The sequence below is a fragment of the Candidatus Zixiibacteriota bacterium genome (assembly GCA_036397555.1).
In the GTDB taxonomy this organism is placed as follows: domain Bacteria; phylum Zixibacteria; class MSB-5A5; order WJJR01; family WJJR01; genus DATKYL01.
Window position 1 is genome coordinate 209,593 of sequence record DASWIS010000031.1, and the last position, 19,277, is coordinate 228,869.

12 protein-coding genes are annotated in these 19,277 nt (G+C 62.0%); all 12 read left to right on the top strand.

The window, feature by feature from the left end; all coding sequences use genetic code 11:
• Positions 1 to 5: 5 nt before the first annotated feature.
• The 12 genes from murD (at position 6) to sprA (ending at position 19,276) form a co-directional block, all read left to right on the top strand.
• The gene (gene murD, locus VGB22_10305) at positions 6 to 1,406 is read left to right on the top strand and encodes a UDP-N-acetylmuramoyl-L-alanine--D-glutamate ligase (GenBank protein HEX9751656.1); all 1,401 of its coding nucleotides are present in this window, start codon (positions 6 to 8) and stop codon (positions 1,404 to 1,406) included.
• On the top strand, positions 1,403 to 2,572 hold the full coding sequence (locus VGB22_10310; GenBank protein ID HEX9751657.1) for a putative peptidoglycan glycosyltransferase FtsW: 1,170 nt from the start codon (positions 1,403 to 1,405) through the stop codon (positions 2,570 to 2,572). Before murD ends, VGB22_10310 begins: the two co-directional genes overlap by 4 nt.
• Before the next feature lies 1 nt (position 2,573).
• A complete protein-coding gene (gene murG / locus VGB22_10315; GenBank protein HEX9751658.1) occupies positions 2,574 to 3,689 on the top strand; it encodes an undecaprenyldiphospho-muramoylpentapeptide beta-N-acetylglucosaminyltransferase in 1,116 nt (371 codons plus the stop codon).
• Positions 3,686 to 5,092, top strand: a complete 1,407-nt coding sequence (gene murC / locus VGB22_10320) for a UDP-N-acetylmuramate--L-alanine ligase (GenBank protein ID HEX9751659.1) — start codon at positions 3,686 to 3,688, stop codon at positions 5,090 to 5,092. Before murG ends, murC begins: the two co-directional genes overlap by 4 nt.
• On the top strand, positions 5,092 to 5,892 hold the full coding sequence (locus VGB22_10325; protein HEX9751660.1) for a hypothetical protein: 801 nt from the start codon (positions 5,092 to 5,094) through the stop codon (positions 5,890 to 5,892). The genes murC and VGB22_10325 overlap by 1 nt, the downstream gene beginning before the upstream one ends.
• A gap of 31 nt (positions 5,893 to 5,923) precedes the next feature.
• On the top strand, positions 5,924 to 7,150 hold the full coding sequence (gene ftsA / locus VGB22_10330; protein HEX9751661.1) for a cell division protein FtsA: 1,227 nt from the start codon (positions 5,924 to 5,926) through the stop codon (positions 7,148 to 7,150).
• 72 nt (positions 7,151 to 7,222) lie between these two features.
• Positions 7,223 to 8,434 (top strand): cell division protein FtsZ, encoded by a 1,212-nt coding sequence (gene ftsZ / locus VGB22_10335; protein ID HEX9751662.1) that lies wholly within the window; start codon positions 7,223 to 7,225, stop codon positions 8,432 to 8,434.
• Between the two features lie 127 nt (positions 8,435 to 8,561).
• Entirely contained in the window at positions 8,562 to 10,682 is a 2,121-nt protein-coding gene (gene recG / locus VGB22_10340; protein HEX9751663.1) for an ATP-dependent DNA helicase RecG, read from the top strand.
• Positions 10,683 to 11,200: 518 nt separating this feature from the next.
• Positions 11,201 to 11,518 (top strand): hypothetical protein, encoded by a 318-nt coding sequence (locus tag VGB22_10345; protein HEX9751664.1) that lies wholly within the window; start codon positions 11,201 to 11,203, stop codon positions 11,516 to 11,518.
• Between the two features lie 153 nt (positions 11,519 to 11,671).
• Positions 11,672 to 12,013: a DUF1844 domain-containing protein gene (locus tag VGB22_10350; GenBank protein ID HEX9751665.1), complete on the top strand. Its 342-nt coding sequence runs from the start codon at positions 11,672 to 11,674 to the stop codon at positions 12,011 to 12,013.
• Positions 12,014 to 12,042: 29 nt separating this feature from the next.
• Positions 12,043 to 12,990, top strand: a complete 948-nt coding sequence (murB, locus tag VGB22_10355; protein HEX9751666.1) for a UDP-N-acetylmuramate dehydrogenase — start codon at positions 12,043 to 12,045, stop codon at positions 12,988 to 12,990.
• A 274-nt stretch (positions 12,991 to 13,264) separates the two neighbouring features.
• A complete protein-coding gene (gene sprA / locus VGB22_10360; GenBank protein ID HEX9751667.1) occupies positions 13,265 to 19,276 on the top strand; it encodes a cell surface protein SprA in 6,012 nt (2,003 codons plus the stop codon).
• The last annotated feature ends 1 nt before the right edge of the window (position 19,277 follow it).

Genomic DNA, 19,277 nt, shown 5'->3' on the forward strand with positions numbered 1-19,277 from the left:
AGACGATGACCCACGATCGCACCATCGACGCAAGAACGATTCGCGGCCAAGGCATCCTCGTGATCGGCATGGCGCGTTCCGGCGTCGCCTGTGCGAGGATGTTGAAGCAACGCGGCGCGGATGTCTTTGTTTCCGATGCCGCGCCCGCAGCGAAGCTGACCGCGGCGATCGGCGTCCTCGATTCACTCGGCGTCCGGCATGAAACCGGCGGGCACACGATGTCGTCGCTGGACAGCCGCGATTGGATCGTCACCAGCCCCGGCGTCCCGCCCGACAATATGCTGCTTCTTGAAGCGAAGCGTCGGGAGATACCCATCATTGCCGAATTGGAGGCGGCCTATGCGTTGTGCAATGCCCCCGTCTGCGCCGTGACCGGCTCCAACGGCAAGACCACGACCACCGCGTGGCTGGGTTCGATTGATGCCGCGGCCGGACGCGCCATTCAAGTCGGCGGCAACATCGGTCGTCCTTTTTCCGAATTCGCCGGGGAGATGACCGCCGATCAATGCGCCATTCTCGAAGTCTCGACATTTCAACTGGAACATTCTCCGACATTCAAGCCGCACGTGGCCGCCATTCTCAACATCACGCCCGACCACATCGACCGGCATGGGTCGTTCGCGGAATATGTACGACTGAAATTCCGCCTCCTCGCCAATCAGACAGCCGGCGACGTTGCCGTGTTGAACGCCGATGATCCCGTCATCGTCGCTTACGAGAGCAAAAATAAGACCGGCCGTGCCGCTCGCTGGCACTTTTCTGAGCGCCGACTGACGGGTGCGGGAGTGTGGCTCGATGGTGACTTTTTACGCTATCGTTCATACGATGACGAGGGCATGATCCCGGGATCAGATCGTTTGTGTCCACCCGGCCGACACAACCGCCTGAATGCGGCGGCCGCCGTCGCGATGGCGCTGGCTGATGGTTTGATGCCTGATGCAATCGAACCAGGGCTGACGGGATTCACCGGCGTCGAGCACCGACTGGAGTTTGTCGCCGATATCGACGGCGTCCGTTACGTCAACGACTCGAAAGCGACCAACCCTGACAGCGTCGCCAAGGCGCTGGCGTCGTTCGACCGACCGCTCATCGTGATTATGGGCGGCTTGCCCAAGGGAACGTCATTTTCGCCGCTGGCCGAGAGCATTAGAAATCGGGCGCGCGCCTGCGTCTTTACCGGCAGCGCGCGCGACATCCTGCGGACCGAATTAGGTGGCGTCGTGGAGCATCGAGTCGCCGAGCTATTCTCCGATGCATTTGAGGCGGCACATCAATTGGCGCAGCGCGGCGACGTGGTTTTGTTGTCTCCGGGATGCGCGAGCTTCGATCAGTTCGACAATTACGAGCATCGCGGACGCGTATTCAAAGAACTTGTCGGCACTCTCGCGGCGGAGCGGAAGTCATGACCGCGGCCACACGAGCCAAAGGCGGGATTGTCGAGGTGCTCTCCTCCGTGCCCCGTATGATGCGCCTGAACCGTCCCGGCTGGCCCCCGGCGGACCGCCTGATCTGGTTTGCATCGATGGCGCTGATGGCGCTGGGCACAGTGATGATACTGTCATCATCGGTCATCCTCGCCGAACGCAAGTTCGGCACACCCGGCTTCTTCTGGGGACGGCAATTGCTGTGGTGGGCGTTGGCGACCGTGACGCTGGTGACCGTTTCGCGCATCGATCACCGTCGCTGGCAGCCATTGGCGCCCGTGCTCATGCTGGGGGCATTGATCGGGCTGGTCGTCGTTCTCCTGGTTCCGCCGATCAAGGGAGTCAATCGCTGGATTCCCTTAGGGCCGTTCAATTGGCAGCCCGCCGAAGGGTTCCGTTTGGGATTCGTCGTCTATGTGGCCGCGTATCTGGCCAAGCGTGGCCCGGACGTGCGATCATTCAGAAAGCTCGTCCCGCTGCTGGTCATCCTGGCGACCTGCTCTGTCTTGCTGGTGATGGAGCCGGAGTTGTCTTCGGTTCTCGCGGTCGGCGCCACCGCCATCCTCATGCTCATCGCGGCGGGGATGCGTTGGCGGCACTTGCTGCCGGGCATTGCCGTCGCCGTTATCAGCGTGTTGACTGTGATCTATGGGTTCGACTACAAGACTCAGCGCATCACCGACTGGGAACGCGGCCTGACCGTTACCGATGGCTCCTATCAGGTCCGTCAATCCAAGATCGCACTGGGCACCGGCGGCATCATCGGCTCTGGATTGGGCAACGGCCGCGCCAAAATGCTGTACCTCCCCGAGCCGCACACTGACTTTATCGTCGCCTCGGTCGGAGAAGAGTTGGGATTCATTGGGTTCAGCGCCGTATTGGCGGCACTGGGACTGTTGATCTGGAGAAGTTGGAAAGTGGCGCTGGTCGCACCGGACCGCTTCGGCTACTTGCTGTGCATCGGGATCGGCGGCTCGCTGTTTGTCAATGCCGCTCTCAATCTCGGAGTGGCGACCGGACTGTTGCCCGCGACCGGGTTGCCGTTGCCGCTGGTCAGCTATGGCGGCTCCTCGCTGTTGATGACGGCGGCGGGATGGGGCATGGTGCTCAACGTCTCGCGGTTCGGACGGAGGAGCGGGTGGCGATAGCATGCGCATCCTGTTGGCGGCCGGGGGGACAGGCGGGCATCTGATCCCGGCAATACGCATCGCCGAGGCCTTGCAGCGATGCAGGCCGGATTGCGAAATGATGTTTATCGGATCGGACAAAGGGTTCGAAGAGCGGGTCGTGACCGCACGCGGCTACACCTATGTCGGATTGCCCGCGCGCGGTCTGTCCCGACGACGCCCGTGGCGCAACATCCCGGCCCTGTGGCGCAATTGGCAGGCACGGCAATTGTCGCAACGCATCGTCGGCAAATTCGCTCCGGACATTGCCGTCGGCTGCGGCGGCTACGCTTCGTACTTTCCCATCCGCGCCTGCGCGCGCCGCGGCGTACCCTATGTCCTGCAGGAACAAAACAGTTACCCCGGTTTGGCGACACGGTGGCTGGCGCCAGGCGCGCGCTGTGTCTTTCTCGCGTTTCCGCAATCGCGCGGATACCTGAAATCGGATGTGCATATCGAGCCCGTTGGCAACCCGGTGGATCCGCGTCTGTCGACGATGACCCGCGAGGAGGCGCGACGCGCCTGGAATCTCGACATCCACACACGCGTGATCCTGCTGACCGGCGGCTCCGGCGGCGCGCGCTCGATGAACGCCAACATTGCGATGGGCTTGTCGCGTGTTTCGCCGGCGGTTCCGACCACGTTGCTGTGGCAATCCGGCCGGCACGCGGATGAATCCGGCGGCAACGCGCACGCCGGCTGGACCGTCCGCCGGTTCACCTTCTCCGATCAGATGACCGAGGCGATGGTCGCGTCCGACCTCGTCATCGGCCGCGCCGGAGCGCTGACCGTCTCGGAAATCGCCGCGGCCGGTCGTCCCGCGATACTGGTGCCGTATCCCTATGCGACCGCCGACCACCAGATGCACAATGCGCGCGTCCTCTCGGACGCCGGTGCCGCGATCATCATCGAAGATTGTGAACTGAAGTGCGATTCACTTCTGGAACGCGCGCTCCGGCTGCTCGATGATTCGTCGCGCATGCAGTCGATGGCACAGGCGTCGCGCGCGCTCGGACAGCCGAACGCAGCCGACCGGATCGCCGATCGCATTCTGGGAATCGTGACGACACCTCCGTCGACGCGGGAGAAGACATCATGAATCTCCTTTGGTCGCGACGGATCCGGAATCTGCATTTCATCGGCATCGGCGGCGCCGGCATGTCGGGGATGGCCGAGATTCTCCGGGCCAATGGATTTATCGTGACCGGTTCCGATCTGGCGGAGTCGGAAACGACCGATCATCTCACCGCCGTCGGCATCACGCTGTTCATCGGGCACGATCCGAAACACATTCATGGCGCCGACCTGATCGTGATCTCCTCGGCCGTCACACCCGACAATCCCGAAGTTCGCGCCGCGCGCGAGGCCGGGCTGCCGGTCATCCGCCGCGCCGAGATGCTCGGTGAACTGATGCGCCTGAAATTTTCCATCGGCATCGCCGGGACACACGGCAAGACAACGACCACGTCGATGATCGGACACATTCTCACGCACGCCGGTATGGACCCGACCGTGATCGTCGGCGGACGCCTTGTCAGTCTCGATGCGAACGCGCAATTGGGCTCCAGCGACTACCTCGTGGCCGAAGCCGATGAATACGACCGTTCGTTTCTCTGCCTGCATCCGACCATCGCGATTGCCACGAATCTTGAGGAAGATCACCTGGACTGCTTCGCCGACTTGGCCGATCTGCAGGACAACTTCGTCGCCTTCTTCGGGCGCGTCCCGTTTTACGGTTCTGTCCTGACCAATGCCGCATCTCCCGCGCTGGCCGCGATTGACTTCCGCATCAACCGTCGGCATCGCACATTCGCGCTCGAATCGCCGGCCGATATCTCAGGCGATTCGCTCGAAGTCAAGCCGACGACGAGCCGTTTTGACGTCCACATGGACGGCGGACGGATGGGCACGCTGATGGTCCCACTGCCGGGACGACACAACGCCGAGAATGCCCTGGCCGCCTGCGCGGTTGCGCTCGAACTGGAGATCCCGTTTGCGACGATCGCCGAGGCCGTCCACTCGTTCCAGACCGTCGGCCGCCGCTTCGAAATCAAAGGCGCTGCGGCCGGAGTCACGGTCATCGACGATTACGCGCATCATCCGACCGAGTTGCGCGCGGCGTTGGCGGCAGCGCGTCTGTGGCTCGATGGACGCGGCCGCCTGATTGCGCTGTTTCAGCCGCATCTGTATTCGCGGACGCAGCAATTTCACCAGCAATTCGCCGAGGCGCTGCAACTGGCCGACGGTGTCATTCTCGCGCCGATCTACCCGGCCCGCGAGCAGCCGATTCCGGGGGTCACCTCGGCGCTGATCACCGACCGCATCGATTCCTCAACGCTGCCGTTGGGATGCCGTCTTGCGAATTCGCTCGATGAGCTGCCCGCACTGGTCAGCGAATGGGCCGAAAGCGGCGATGCCGTCATGACCATCGGAGCGGGATCCATCTATCGCGTTGGTCCGGTCATTCTCAAACGACTCAGCCGCATCGAGGTCAATGCGTGATGGTTGACGAATCCGGCACAGCCGCCGCTCCGATCGAGCCCGTGACCAGCGTGCCCCCACGGCGCCGACGTTGGCGGCGCGTCACGCTGCTCATCGTGGATACCGTGATCCTCACGGCCGTCGCGGTTCTCTGGCGCTATCCTGTCTGGAAGGTCCAGGCGCTGGTCTACGAGGGCACGCCGGTTTGGCGCGAGGCGACGTTGTCGCTGATCACGATCGACGCCGACTCCAACTTTGTTCGGCTGCCGTTGGCCGACATGCGCGAAGCGCTCTCACGCCATTTCGGTGACCTGGCGACCGTGGGCCTGCGCCTGCAATTGCCGGGCACATTGGCGATCCGCGTGACCCCGACACAGGCCGCGCTCTGGCTGGATGCCGCGACCGGCATATCGCCGTCGGGCCAGGTCTTGATCTCACCGGTCGGCGAATCCGCCGAGGCGCCCGTGTGGACCGGTCCCATGGCACGGCGTGGTTCGGGGTTGCGTTCGCGCGCGCGCGTCGCGGCGGCGGTCTGGAATGAGCTGATGGAAACCGAACAACGCTACTCACGCATTGCGTCGGAGTGGCGCTTCACCGAGGAAACCGGCTGGGAAATCATCGCCGCCGACGGTTCCTCGCGAATCATTCTGGGACGAACAGCAATCCGCCCGCGCGCCCGCGCAGCGGCCGGACTGTTGTCGAGAGAAACCGATGCGTTGCCGTATCCCTGCGAGATTGATACCCGCTTCAGCGGGCAGTTGGTCGTTCGCGCATTGGAGGTCCGGCAGGAGTGTATTTCGCAATTGACGGACGGTTCGTAAGGGGGCACCTTTCATTGCGTCAGAGGGGGGCATGACCACTGACAAGCGTACTGTAACCGGTCTGGACATCGGCACATCGACCGTCACCGCGGTCATGGCCGAGGTGTCGTCAGACGGCGACTTCAAAGTCATCGGCGTCGGACGCGCCCCGTCGCAGGGGCTGCGGCGCGGAGTGATCGTGCATCTGGAACGCACGACCACCGCGGTCGCGCGCGCACTGGCCGATGCGGAGATGATGGCGGGTGAAAAGGCCGATGGCGTCCATGTCAACATCAACGGCGATCACATCCGCGGCGTGAATTCGCGCGGCGTGATCGCAGTCGCGCATCGCGGCGGCGCGATCGGCGATGAAGACGTCGAGCGGGTCCTGCAGGCGGCCCGCGCGGTCCCTGTCCCGCCCGACCGCGATGTCCTGCATGTGTTGCCGCAGGAATTTTTGGTCGACGGACACGGCGGCATCAAAGACCCGACCGGAATGGTCGGCGCCCGGCTCGAAGTCGCCGTGCACATTATCACGGCTTCGACGCTCTCGATCGGCAACGTGCGTCATTGCATCGCCGAGGCGGGATATGAACTCGACAGTCTGACGCTGTCGCCTTTGGCAGTCTCCGATATCGCCCTCTCCGAGCGCGAGCGCGAGATGGGCGTCGCGCTCGTCGACATCGGTGCGGGACTGACGAGCGTGGTGGTCATTGTCGATGATGCCGTTCGGCACACCGGCGCGCTGGCACTGGGCGGGCGCAATGTCACCAATGATCTCGCCATCGGCCTGCGCACGCCGTTGGATGCCGCCGAGACGATCAAGACGACATCCGGCGTCGCCTGCGGCGAGTGTGTGACAACCGACGTGCCGATCGATGTGCCCAGCGTCGGCGATCAACCGACACGCAGCGTCTCGCCGCGCGTGGTGGCCGCGATCATCGGCCCGCGCCTGGAGGAGATTCTCCAGTTGGCCAAAGCCGAGATTCGACGCGCACCCGGCGGCGATCTGCTGACCGCGGGCATCGTGCTCTCCGGCGGCGGCGCCGCGCTTCCGGGCGCCGGGGTGTTGGCCGAACGGGTTTTCGATCTGCCGGTACGGGTCGCACGCCCCCCGGATTGGGCGGCGGGGATGGGTCTCACCGGCTCACCGCGTGATCTGGGAGCGGTCGGACTGGTGGTCCGGGCCGGGGGTCTGGACCTGGCCGGACCGCGCGGCGGCGGCCTGATGCACCGGATGGCATCGCGCCTGGCGCATGCACTATCGCAATTGATATGATGGATATGTATGTGCATAGTTTGTCTTGTTAATATCTTGATGAATCAGTGATACACTCAGTGAGGGGGCGTCATGACGTTTGAATTCGCGATGGACGAGCAGTCGTCGGCCAAACTCAAGGTCGTGGGGGTCGGCGGCGCGGGCGGCAATGCCATCAATCGGATGATCTCGGCCGGACTCACCGGCGTCGAGTTCATGGCCATCAACACCGATGCGCAGGATCTGGAAAAATCCAAAGCCAGTTGCCGCATTCAGGTCGGCGACAAAGTCACCAGGGGCCTGGGCGCCGGCGCCGATCCGCAGATGGGACGCCGCGCCATTGAAGAAGATCGTGACCTCGTCGCCGCCGCCGTGGCCGGCGCCGACATGGTCTTCGTCACCGCCGGCATGGGCGGCGGCACCGGCACCGGCGCCGCGCCGGTCGTCGCGGAACTCGCCCGCCAGCACGGTGCCCTGACCGTCGCCATCGTCACCAAACCGTTCGATTTCGAAGGCAAACGCCGCCTCGAACGCGCCGAGCAGGGCATCGCCGAATTGAAAGAGAAAGTGGACACGTTGATCTGCATTCCCAACCAGCGGCTGCTCACCGTCGTGGAGAAAACCACGCGCCTGACGGACGCCTTCTATGTTTGCGATGAAACCCTCCACCAGGCCACCAAGGGAATCGCCGATCTGATCACGATCCCCGGCCTGATCAATTGCGACTTCGCCGACGTGCGCACGGTCATGAAGGGCATGGGCGACGCGCTCATGGGCACGGGTTGCGCCGCAGGCGACGACAAAGCTTCGATCGCCGCCCGCGCGGCCATCCAGTCGCCGTTGCTGGAGGATGTGTCGATTGCCGGCGCCCGCGCGGTCCTGGTCAATATCACCGGCGGACCGGACCTGACGCTCTTTGACGTCAACGAGGCATCATCGGTCATCACCGATACCGCCGGAAGCGAGGCGAATATCATCTTCGGCGCGGTCGTCGATCCCAACTTCGGCGATCAGATCTCCGTGACCGTGATCGCCACCGGCTTCGGCCGCAGCGACATGATCATCGCTCCGGCGATGCGCGGCCAGCGTGGACTGTCGCGCGGACGGCGCGGTGAGGATTCGCTCGAACTCTTCGGCGTCGAGCGCGGCGTCAGCAATCGCATCGCCGGGCTGACCGTGGGCGCAGCCGACGTCCTTGAACAGCCGGGCGACGGCGACGCCGACGAGGAAAACCTCGATGTGCCGGCTTTCGTCCGCCGACACATGGAACGCAACGAAGTCGGGCAGCACTCCGACAACCGCTGATCGGCCACTCCTGGGATCGCACACGGGGCAAAGCGACCGCTTTGCCCCGTTTTTCGTGAGTCTCCTTCCGGACAGAGAACTGATAGCCCGGAGCATTTCGGTGTCTCTATCTTCCCCGACGTTGCCGATGAACTCCACCAGCGCGAAAATCTCAGGTCCGCAAACGGCCTTGTGGGAACGGCCGGTCCGATTTCTCAAAGGGATCGGTCCGCAGCGTGCCGAGGCACTGGCGGCGCTCGGCATTCACACCGTTGCCGATTTGCTCTTAAACCTCCCCCGTCGCTATCTGGACCGCTCCCTGATCGCCCCGATCGCCAAAGTGGTGGAAGGACAGACGGTCACGGTCGTCGGTGAGATCATCTCGGCGGGCTTCCTGTACGGCCGCAAGAAGCGGTTCGAAGCGGTCCTCGACGACGGCACCGGCCGCATCCCGTTGGTGTGGTTCTCCGGACATCGCTACCTGAAAGACACGTTCAAAAAGGGAGTGCGGCTGACGGCGTCGGGGACGGTCGTCGTCTACCGTGAGCCGCAACTGGTGCACCCCGAGTGCGAATTCTTAGGCGACGAGGACGCCGACGATTTGACGCACACGGGCCGTGTCGTCCCGATTTACCCCTCGGGGGATGCCTGGCGTCGGGCCGGGCTGGCCTCCCGCGCGCTCCGTCGTGTGCTGAAGCCGATCATTGACGACGAAGTGCCGTCACTGCCCGACCACTTCGATCCCGTGTTACTGGAGGCCCTGGGTTTTCCCACGCTCAACGAGGCGATCACGCAGGTTCACTTTCCCGAGTCGCTCGTGCTGGCCTCACGCGCGCGCAAACGGCTCGCCTTCGACGAGTTGTTCTTTTTTGAGTGGTCGATGGCGCAACACCGATTACGGATCGATGAACAACGCGACGGGCGCCCGTGCCGCTCCGAAGGCACGCTGGCCGCTCGGATCGTCGAATCACTCCCCTGGCCCTTGACCGCGGCGCAGGAGCGGGTCGGCTCTGAGATCCTTCGGGATATGCGCGACACGCGCGCCATGCGGCGACTTCTGCAGGGTGACGTCGGAGCCGGCAAGACCATCGTTGCCGCACTGGCCATGGCTCACTGGATCGAAGACGGCGCACAGGCCGCGCTCCTTGTGCCGACGGAAATTCTCGCCGAGCAGCACCATCACACGCTCGCGCGATTGTTCGGGCCGTTGGGCATTGTGCCGGTGCTGTTGACTGGGTCGCTGGGCGCCACCGCGCGACGAGATGCCCATGAAGCGATCGCCTCGGGGACGGCGCGGCTGATCGTCGGCACGCACGCCTTATTGACCGCCAGTGTCGCATTCAGCGATCTGGGTATGATCGTGATCGACGAGCAGCATCGCTTCGGGGTTGCGCAGCGCCAAACCTTGGTCTCCAAGGGACATCGGCCCGACCTGCTGGTCATGACCGCGACACCGATCCCGCGCACACTGGCCATGACCTACTACGGTGACCTTGATGTTTCGATTCTCAACGAGTTGCCGCCGCGCAAGGGGACGACCCAAACGGTCTGGCGGTCCGAGGAAGCGCGCGAGAAAATCTACGAGTTCATTGCTCAAACGACGGCCGATCAGAATGTCGTCTATATCGTCTATCCATTGGTCGAAGAGTCCGAAAAGCTCGATTTGAAGGCGGCGGTCGCCGGTTTCGAACATCTCCGGGAGCGATTTGCCGATCGCCGCGTCGGCCTCATCCATGGCCGGACGCCGGTCGTCGAGCGCTCCGAGACGATGCGCCGATTCTACCGTGGCGCCATCGACATCCTCGTGGCGACGACCGTGATCGAAGTCGGAGTGGATGCCCCCGATGCCCGGTTGATGGTCATCGAAAACGCCGACCGATTCGGTCTGTCACAATTGCACCAACTGCGTGGGCGGATCGGTCGCGGGCCGGGGCGCTCGATTTGCGTGCTCATGCTGGGCCGTGATCCGACCCCGATCGCGAAGGAGCGCCTCGAAGTCATGTGCGCCACCGCCGACGGATTCCAAATCGCCGAAGCCGATCTGCGCTTGCGGGGACCGGGCGAGATTCTCGGAACGCGGCAACACGGACTGCCGGCATTCCGCATCGCCGATCTGGAAGGCGACGCGGAGCTGGTCGATCCCGCCCGACGCCTCGCATTCGAAATCGTCTCGGGCCGACGACCGGTCGCACCGCCCGTCCGGGCACGGCTCGAATCCGAGTGGCGACGACGCACACAGAATCAGTCCGGCTTCGTCGAAGCCGGATAACGAGGAGGATGCTGAGTTGAGGATTGCCACGCAAAGTTGGGCACGGCAATAGCTTGCGAACAGTTCATCAACGCCATCTTGACGTCGTTCTCGCGTACAATGATATTGTGGTGGTGACGGCATGGATCTCCATTACCTTTCATTGCCCAAATGGAAACCGGACCACGATTCGATTCCAAGGGCCGATGTTACCTCAACTGTCTTAAACGCGACGGTAAAAAGACTCGGGTAGTTCTAACAAAGACTAATTGGGAGTCGCATTTGCGTGCGAATCCCGGTCGGGCGTGGTATCGTTTCAATTTTGACAGCATCAAGAGAGCGCTACGTGCACCCGATGAAAGACGTGAGAGTACTTTGGATGATGCATGTATGATGCACTACGCAAGAGTCGATAGAGTATGGGTCAATGAAACCGCGACAATTGCAAAGCGGGGATGGTTCTGGTGCGTTGTGACACATGACGAGAAAATTGTGAAAACGATCTACTTTACGCCAAAGATCAAACGGGGCAAGAAGATATGAAGCTCCCAGAGCCGGAATTCCGTTACCTCGAAGAATCGGACATCATGTTCATCGGTCTTGGCAGCGATGAGCCGTCGTATTCCGAGGAAGTGGACGAGATTGTGCTTGTCGAACGCGGGCTATTCACGAATGATCTGACTGGCTTTCGTTTGCTTGGTTATAAGCAGCACGATGTCAACGTCGCCGTCGGCCGTATCACACGAATCATCGAGAGAGAACCTTCAGAAATAGACTCTCGAATCGCATCCAAGAAGAAGGCACTCTCCTGGATGGAAGGATCAATAGTCGAGTATCTGCGTACAAGTGCGATTTAGGTCCGACCCGCAGGTCAGCTTCGCAACTTCAGTTCTCGGTTCATCAGGCCTCATATTGGCCGCCCTCTTTCGGATCGGCATCCCACGGAATGCGCGATCAGTCTTGACAACCCGGCGTGGGTATAACACTCTCGCGCGGGTAGAACAGGACCGATGGATCAGACGCCGACACTCGACGTACACCTGATGGGGTTGATCATCTCGTTGCAAACGGCCGCCATCATGCAGATGGGCAAGACGATCCATCCGGCGACCGGCAAGATCGAACGGGACTTGGACTCGGCACGTCACTCCATCGATCTGCTCGAGATGCTGCGACGCAAGACACAGGGGAACCTGGCCCCCGAAGAGAGTCAGCTCCTCGATCATGTTCTCTATGAATTGCGGATGAACTTTGTCGAAGAAATGAACAAACCGATTGAAACAGCGCCATCCGTGGCCGAAGCAGACTCACCGCCGACGGACGCGTCACCGCAGAGCGATACGCCGATATGAAGCCGCTTCATTCACTGACGGCCCCAGCCGTGACCCAACGCGCCGACACGGGCGGCGGCTGGCCCGCATGGAGTGCGCCGCTGCGGGAATCTCTGCGATACAATCAGCCGCTGGCGCCGTTTACCACGCTGAAGATCGGCGGACCGGCCGAATGGTACTATCCTGCGCGCACGATCGCCGAGTTTGTGATGGCGCTGAATACGGCCCGCGACGCACAAGTGCCGACGACGCTTCTGGGAGATGGTTCCAATGTCCTGATTTCCGACGATGGCATCCGTGGGCTTGTCATTCACAATCGCTGTTTCGCGATCGCGCGTGATGGAGACGCCATCTATTCGGAAGCGGGGGCCCTGCTGGCCGCGCTGGTTGAGCGATCCCGCACCGAAGCGTTGACCGGACTGGAATTCGCCGCCGGAATCTATGGCTCGGTCGGCGGCGCGGTATTCGGCAACGCCGGCGCCTACGGTAAATCGATGCAGGATGTTCTCGTGTCGGTCGAAGTGCTCACGCGCGAGGGGGCACGCCGGACCGTCCCGACCGGCCAAATGGGATTCGCCTACCGTAGCTCTGCCTGCGCCGCCAATGGGTGGACCGTGCTGTCGTGCCGCGTCGCTCTGCGGCCGGGCGATGGCAACGCGATTACCTCGGAAGTCAATCGCATCATCTCGATTCGCGCGACGAAGCTCCCGGCCGATCTGCCATCGGCGGGCTCATACTTCAAAAACATAGAAGAATCGACCGCCGAATACGGGAAAATCCCCGCCGGGAAACTGCTGGAACAGGTCGACGCCAAATCCCTGCGGGTCGGAAATGCAGGAGTCTACGAGCGACACGCCAACGTCATCGTCAATCTCGGCGGCGCGACGGCCTCTGACATCCTGGCGCTGGCCGCCGAGATGAAACGCCGCGTCAAGGAGCGATTCGGAATCGAATTGCAAAGTGAGGTGCGCTTTCTGGGTGAGCCCCCAACCACCTGAGAAACCCTCAACGGTACGGATCGGGAACCCGGTCGGTATCCTGTTTGTACACAAGGCAATAAGGCCCTACAGCCCCATTGCGGGCAGTGGCGGCCTTAAAGTATATTCTCCCCGGGGGAGGGCAGGTCATTTGCTATCTGTAGCTTGCGCCGAACTTAACAAAGGAGCGCCTATCGAACAGCTCGATTGATTGGTGATAACCTGTAACTACGGAGTGCGCTTTTTGCACGCCGGTCGGGACAACCACAGATTGCAGCGCGCGACGATGACGTCGGTGTATGCTACACTGACGGTCATCGCCTTGTTTTTGGTCACCGCGCCGGCCCACTCCGCCCCCGGCGTGTCGATCCCACCGGAAGATCAGCCGCGGTATCGCTACACATTTTCACCTCCCGTCAAAGATACTCTGACGCCGTTTACGCCGACGTTCTTCGGCGGCCCGACGCCGCCCCCCTCTCGCGTCGATCTGGAACCATGGGCGCTCAATCTGGACGCCCGGCTCGTGGCGCGGGTCGATTCGCTCGACTACGAAACCTACATGGCGTTTCGCGATCATCAGCGTGTCACCGAAAACTGGAATGGCCAGGTCCGGGCGTTGTTGCGCCAGAGCGAGTCGGAACGCCGCGGGGAACTCAGGATGACGCTCGCGCTGCCCTCGGCGGTCGAAAGCATCGTCGGTGAGGGCGGCGCCGGGCTGAAGGTCTCCGGTTATCGCAAAATCCTCTTCACTGGACGGTCGCAATGGACCGACCAGGCCAGCACTTCGACCGTCAAGCAAAGCAAGTTTCCCTCGTTGTCGATGGAGCAGATCTCGCGCTTTACCGTCGAGGGGAACATCGGCTCGAAGATCTCGGTGAAAGTCGATCAGGACTCCAAACGCACGGCCGACCTCGACAACCGCATCATCATCCGCTACAAGGGCGACGAGGACGACATCCTGCAGTCGGTCGACCTGGGCAATACGACGCTCTCGCTCTCGGATGCCAAGTTCGTCGGCTACAGCGAGCGCATCCAGGGGCTCTTCGGCATCGGCGCCGGCGCGAAGCTGGGACCGATCGACATGAAGTTGATCGCCTCGCAGGAAAAGGGAAATACGTCCACCGCGCGTGTCACGGCGGGAGCCAGCGAGCAAAACATCATCATCCGCGACTACAACTACGAACGCTACCGCATGTTCGATCTGGGCGTCATCGGCGGCGAGAAAATCCTGCTGCCCGGCGATACCATCGTCGATTTCATTCTCTACCAGGGCGTCTCGAACACCGACATCGAGGCGTCGCGCGTCCGGCTGTACGATAATCTGCAGGACTCGTCGCTGGGCGCCACGCCCGTCGACACGCGCGCCCGCGATATCGTCATCTCCGAGTATCTCATCGACTACGCACAGCACTATATCTACTTCCCCCGGCGCGTCCAGAGCATCGAAAACACGACCCTCGCATACTACCTGAGCTATGTCCGCAACGGCGAGGTCTTCACGATCGGACAGCTCAGCCAAAACACCAACTTCGTGCCGCACCGTCTCCAGTATCTCAAGAAGATCAACCCCAAGCCCGACGACGGCTTCTGGGAGGCGGAACGCAAAAACGTGTATGATCTCCGCATCCGGAACATCCAGTACGAAGACCTCGACTTTGACATCCACAGAGGCGGGCTGGGCGACGAGGAGAACCCCTCCAACCTCAATCACCAGGGCGGCCAGCAGTACATCAAGCTGCTGGGTCTGGACGTGGTCAACTCATCCGGCAGCGGCGTCCCCGACGGAAAAATCGACGACAATCCCGCGATTCTCGATATGATCGCGGGACTGGTCATCTTTCCCGATCCGTTCCCGTTCGCCAGCGACGTGCTGGACGAGACGGCGCCCGGCATCTACAATCAGGCGCTCTCCAAGGATCGACAGGACTCCTCGAAGTACTACATCAGGATTACGACGCGTCAGCGTTCCAGCCAGGTACGGCTGGGAACGGTCAACATCCTGCCCGGCTCGGAAGTCGTCACCTACAACAACGTCCGTCTCAATCGCGGCTCCGATTACGACGTCGACTATGAACTGGGCACGATTACGTTTCGTCGCGATGATGTCCTGGACCCGGACGCCAACATCACCATCGATTACGAATACGCGCCGTTCCTGACCGTCGAGCGACGCGCCCTGTTTGGGGCGTCCGCCACATTCGACGGCGGACGAAACTTCCGTACGGGCGCGACCTTCCTGTACAAAGGCACGAAGGCGACCGACCGGCCGGCGCAATTGGGACAAGAGCCGTTTCGCGACATCGTCGGCGAGGTCTTCCTCAATTGGCGGGCGGAGCCGAAGTTTCTCACGAGCTTTGCCAATGCGCTTCCGATGATCCAGACGGAGGCCAACTCCTATCTCGACATTCAAACCGCCGCGGCCCGCTCATTTCCCAATCCGAACACACGCGGCGAAGTCTTCGTCGACGACTTCGAAGGGGCCAAGCGTGCGTACAGTCTGGGTGTGCTGCGCGAGTCCTGGACGATTGCGTCGCCGCCCCTGGCGTCCCCCGGCGGCGATGACTATCGCCGAAACCGCGTGCACGATCACGGTATCGATTCGTTGGGGCAACGGCTGTTCAAGGGCCTGAATGATCCGGGGTTCAGTTGGTTTAACCCCTACACACAATTCGATGACACCGACATCTATGAGCGCGACCCGAACCGCCAGCACGGAACCGACCGACGCACACACGTGCTCGTCCTGGAGTCGCGCCCGTACGACTCACCCACGCGCGACGAGAAGTCCGATGATCCAAAGACCGCGTGGGCCGGCATCATGCGCGGGCTCCCGGCGGGCGTTTGGAATCAGTCGCGCGCCGAATTCATCGAACTGCGCATGGCGGTCGCGTCGCGCGGGAGCGACCCCGGTACGCTGCACCTGGACTTGGGGCGGATCACCGAGGATGTCAACCTCAACGGTGAGTTCGATACCGAAGACCACCTCGACTCGGTGACCCAATCGCGCAATCGCATCCTCGAGGACGGCGAAGACATCGGGCTGGACGCGCTGACCGACCAACAGGAAGTGCGCTGGTGGGATGGCGCCCGGTATCATCGGGATACGTTGCCCGATCCGGCGGGAGATAACTGGCCCGCTGAGGTCGACGACTCCCGGACACGCAGCGAGCATCCACGCGTCAACGGCACCGACGGAAACTACCTTGATCCCGTCGTCGGGCAGCGTCCCAACACCGAGGATATCGGCGGCGAGTCCGAAAGCGATTGGAACAATGCCTACTACCAATTCACGGTCGATCTGGACGTCAACGCCGCCGATCCCAGCCGCATCCAGAATTCGGCATTCACGACGAACGACGATCCGACACGGTTTGCCCCGACGCTGACGTGGTACACCTACCGTATCCCGCTGTGGGACGCCCGTCGCTACGAGGCCTATGCCGATGCCGGGCAAAACCCCGACTCCAACGACATCCAGTTTGCGCGGCTGTGGATCGAGGGCGTCGATACGACCACGCGCGTCTACATCGCCGCGATCGACATCATCGAACGGACCTGGGATGCGCGGCTGAAGGTCGTCGATTCGGTCGTCAGCGTCGATGCGGCCTTCGAGCTGGGCGTCGTCAACACCGAGGAGAACTCGTCGGGCGACACCGGATATGTCTCGCCGCCGGGCGTCAGCGGTTATCGCGATCCCCGCAGCGGATTTCGTGAGAAGGAGCAGTCGCTCCTTTTGGCCTATGACAACTTCCGATCCAACGATTCCGGCACGGCCGCTATCGTCGTGGCCAAAGAAGACTACACCGGATACCGCTACCTCGAAATGTGGGCCAACCATCATTCGCAGACTGATGCGCGAACAGGGTACTACCTGCGCTTCGGACAAAGCACGACCGACTATTACGAGTACGCCGACACGCTGACCTACGACTCCGACCCGATTCAAAATTGGCGGAACAACGCCATGAAAATCGACTTCGACAAACTCACGGCGCTGAAGGACACCAAGAATCGAACGGTCGGAATGTCCGGGTATTTGTTTGATCCGGAAACCAAGCTCGGTGTCAAAGGCAATCCCTCGCTGTCGAACATTACCTACCGCCAACTGGGGGTGGTGCGGTTCGACGACTCGACTCTGAGCCCGCATTCCGGGGAAATCTGGTTTGACGATCTCCGTCTGACCGAGGTGCGCCGGGACGCGGGACTGGCGGCCACGGGCCGTATGACCATGCAGTTGGCCGATCTGGGCGGCTTTACGGCCGTTGTGGAGGGACGGAACTATGCATTCCGTGGGCTGACCCAGGGGCGCACATCCAGCGTGGTCGCCGGAGCATCGCAACTGAAGACATCCCTCAACGGCAACCTGTCTGTCGACCGGTTTCTGCCTCCCGTGTTGGGGGTCTCGCTCCCCGTGACCGCGAGCTACTCGAAATCCACCAGCGAGCCGCGGCTGCTGACCGGGTCGGATATCGTCCTGACCCCCGAGCGGCGGACGCAGGAAACATCGACATCGATCAGTCGTGGCTTCTCGACACGCCTGAGCATTCGACCCCGGACCGACAACTGGATCATCAATTCGACCCTCGGTTCGATCGGAACACGGTTCGCGACGAACCGTTCACAGACCTGGTCACCGACCGTGCCGTTCAGCGAAAGCGACCGATACGACGCCGGGGCCGACTATCGGCTGAAAATCGCCAATCGCCTGACATTCCCGGCGCTCTATTGGACGCGCCTGCTTTTTCTGCCGCGACGGATCTGGGGTACGCCGTTTTCGCTCTTGCCACAGGGCTTCGACGCACAGGGGACGGTCCGACGCGATCGCTCGATGAGCATCAACAGCCAGGGCGAACTCACGCAGTCGTATCGACGTGATTTTCAGGGCACCGCGAGCACGACCCTCCAGCCGATTTCACCGGTGCAAATCTCGTACGCGATGACCACCAACCGTGATCTGGCCGATCCCGAGCGGCTGAACCTTTCACTGAACCCGCGCAATTTCCGACTGGGCACCGAGACGAATTTCACTCAACGCCTGTCTTCAAGCTATCGGCCGTCCCTGTTTTCGTTCCTGTCGCCGTCTCTGACCTACAACGCCAACTTCCGTGACGACATCGACAAGCAGTACGGTGACCACGATGTCAGTCTGGATCGAAACTGGGTCGTCTCCAGCAACTTCGACGTCGATAGGTTCTGGACAGCGCTGATGATTGGGAGTCAGGCGCGCACTCCCGCGCGGCCGCGACGGGGACCGACGCCGGCGCGCCCGACGCCCGGCACACCGCAGCAGACAGACACCAGCGGCACCGCCGTCGAACAGCCCAAACCGAAAGGTCCCGGCCTGGGAGTGGGCTCTCTCTGGAATGGCTTGATCAAAGGGTTCCGGTTTGTCACATCGCCGATCAAGCCGCTGAACGTCAGCTATTCGGAGTCGGATGGCGCCAATCAACAAAACCTGCTGGAACGACCCGATCGGCTCTACCAATTCGGGCTCAGCGACATCGACCAGTTATTCGCGCGGGCAAACCTGTCGAATCAATCGCTGGCACAGCAGGACCGGCGAACGCACCGCAACAGCGTGACCGTCAAGAACACCATCAATTTCCTGGGGATTCTCGACTTCGGGTCGTCGTATAGCAAGGCCAAATCCACGACACGCCAGGGCGGAAGCTCTCCCACCTTTACGGATTCGGAGACATTTCCGTCGTTGACGACCTCGTTGTCGCGGCTGGAGCGGTTCAAGCCCATCGGATGGGTTTTCCGCACGGCGTCGGCGCGCTTCGGGTACAGCCAGACCAATGATGAAACACGCAACTCGCTGACCACCAGCCGGCAGAAGGGCGAGACCTACTCGCCGCTGTTTGCGATTCAGGGCACGACACCGCAGCAAATCCAGTTGAACTTCAGTCTCGACCGTTCCTCGACGATCACCGACAACTCCACCTCGGGACAGACCAAACGCGCCAGTCGGCAGGTGCGGGTCACGGCGAACTACGCGTTTTCATCGCCGAATGGAATCCCGCTGCCCTTCCTGCGCAGCATCCGTCTGAAATCGCGCATGTCACTGGCGGTGACCGTGACCCACAAAGTCGACGAGTCGTTCACCGATCCCGGCGGCCAGTCGCAATTCGCACTCACTCAACGGACCGCCGATATGACCGTTTCCACGCGCGCGAATTACTCGTTCTCGTCCCGCGTCACTGGCGGCCTGAGCGCCGACTGGACCGATCGCGACACCGAGGGCACCAGCGGCAACCGCAAGACCCACATCCGTGCTCTGAGCATCTGGGCCGAATTCAGTTTTTAGT

Bases quoted from the DNA above. Each gene is read 5' to 3' on its own strand.
- VGB22_10310 (HEX9751657.1), top strand. From the start codon at position 1,403: ATGACCGCGGCCACACGAGCCAAAGGCGGGATTGTCGAGGTGCTCTCC.
- VGB22_10325 (HEX9751660.1), top strand. From the start codon at position 5,092: ATGGTTGACGAATCCGGCACAGCCGCCGCTCCGATCGAGCCCGTGACC.
- murG (HEX9751658.1), top strand. From the start codon at position 2,574: ATGCGCATCCTGTTGGCGGCCGGGGGGACAGGCGGGCATCTGATCCCG.
- VGB22_10345 (HEX9751664.1), top strand. From the start codon at position 11,201: ATGAAGCTCCCAGAGCCGGAATTCCGTTACCTCGAAGAATCGGACATC.
- murC (HEX9751659.1), top strand. From the start codon at position 3,686: ATGAATCTCCTTTGGTCGCGACGGATCCGGAATCTGCATTTCATCGGC.
- ftsZ (HEX9751662.1), top strand. From the start codon at position 7,223: ATGACGTTTGAATTCGCGATGGACGAGCAGTCGTCGGCCAAACTCAAG.
- murD (HEX9751656.1), top strand. From the start codon at position 6: ATGACCCACGATCGCACCATCGACGCAAGAACGATTCGCGGCCAAGGC.
- VGB22_10350 (HEX9751665.1), top strand. From the start codon at position 11,672: ATGGATCAGACGCCGACACTCGACGTACACCTGATGGGGTTGATCATC.
- recG (HEX9751663.1), top strand. From the start codon at position 8,562: ATGAACTCCACCAGCGCGAAAATCTCAGGTCCGCAAACGGCCTTGTGG.
- ftsA (HEX9751661.1), top strand. From the start codon at position 5,924: ATGACCACTGACAAGCGTACTGTAACCGGTCTGGACATCGGCACATCG.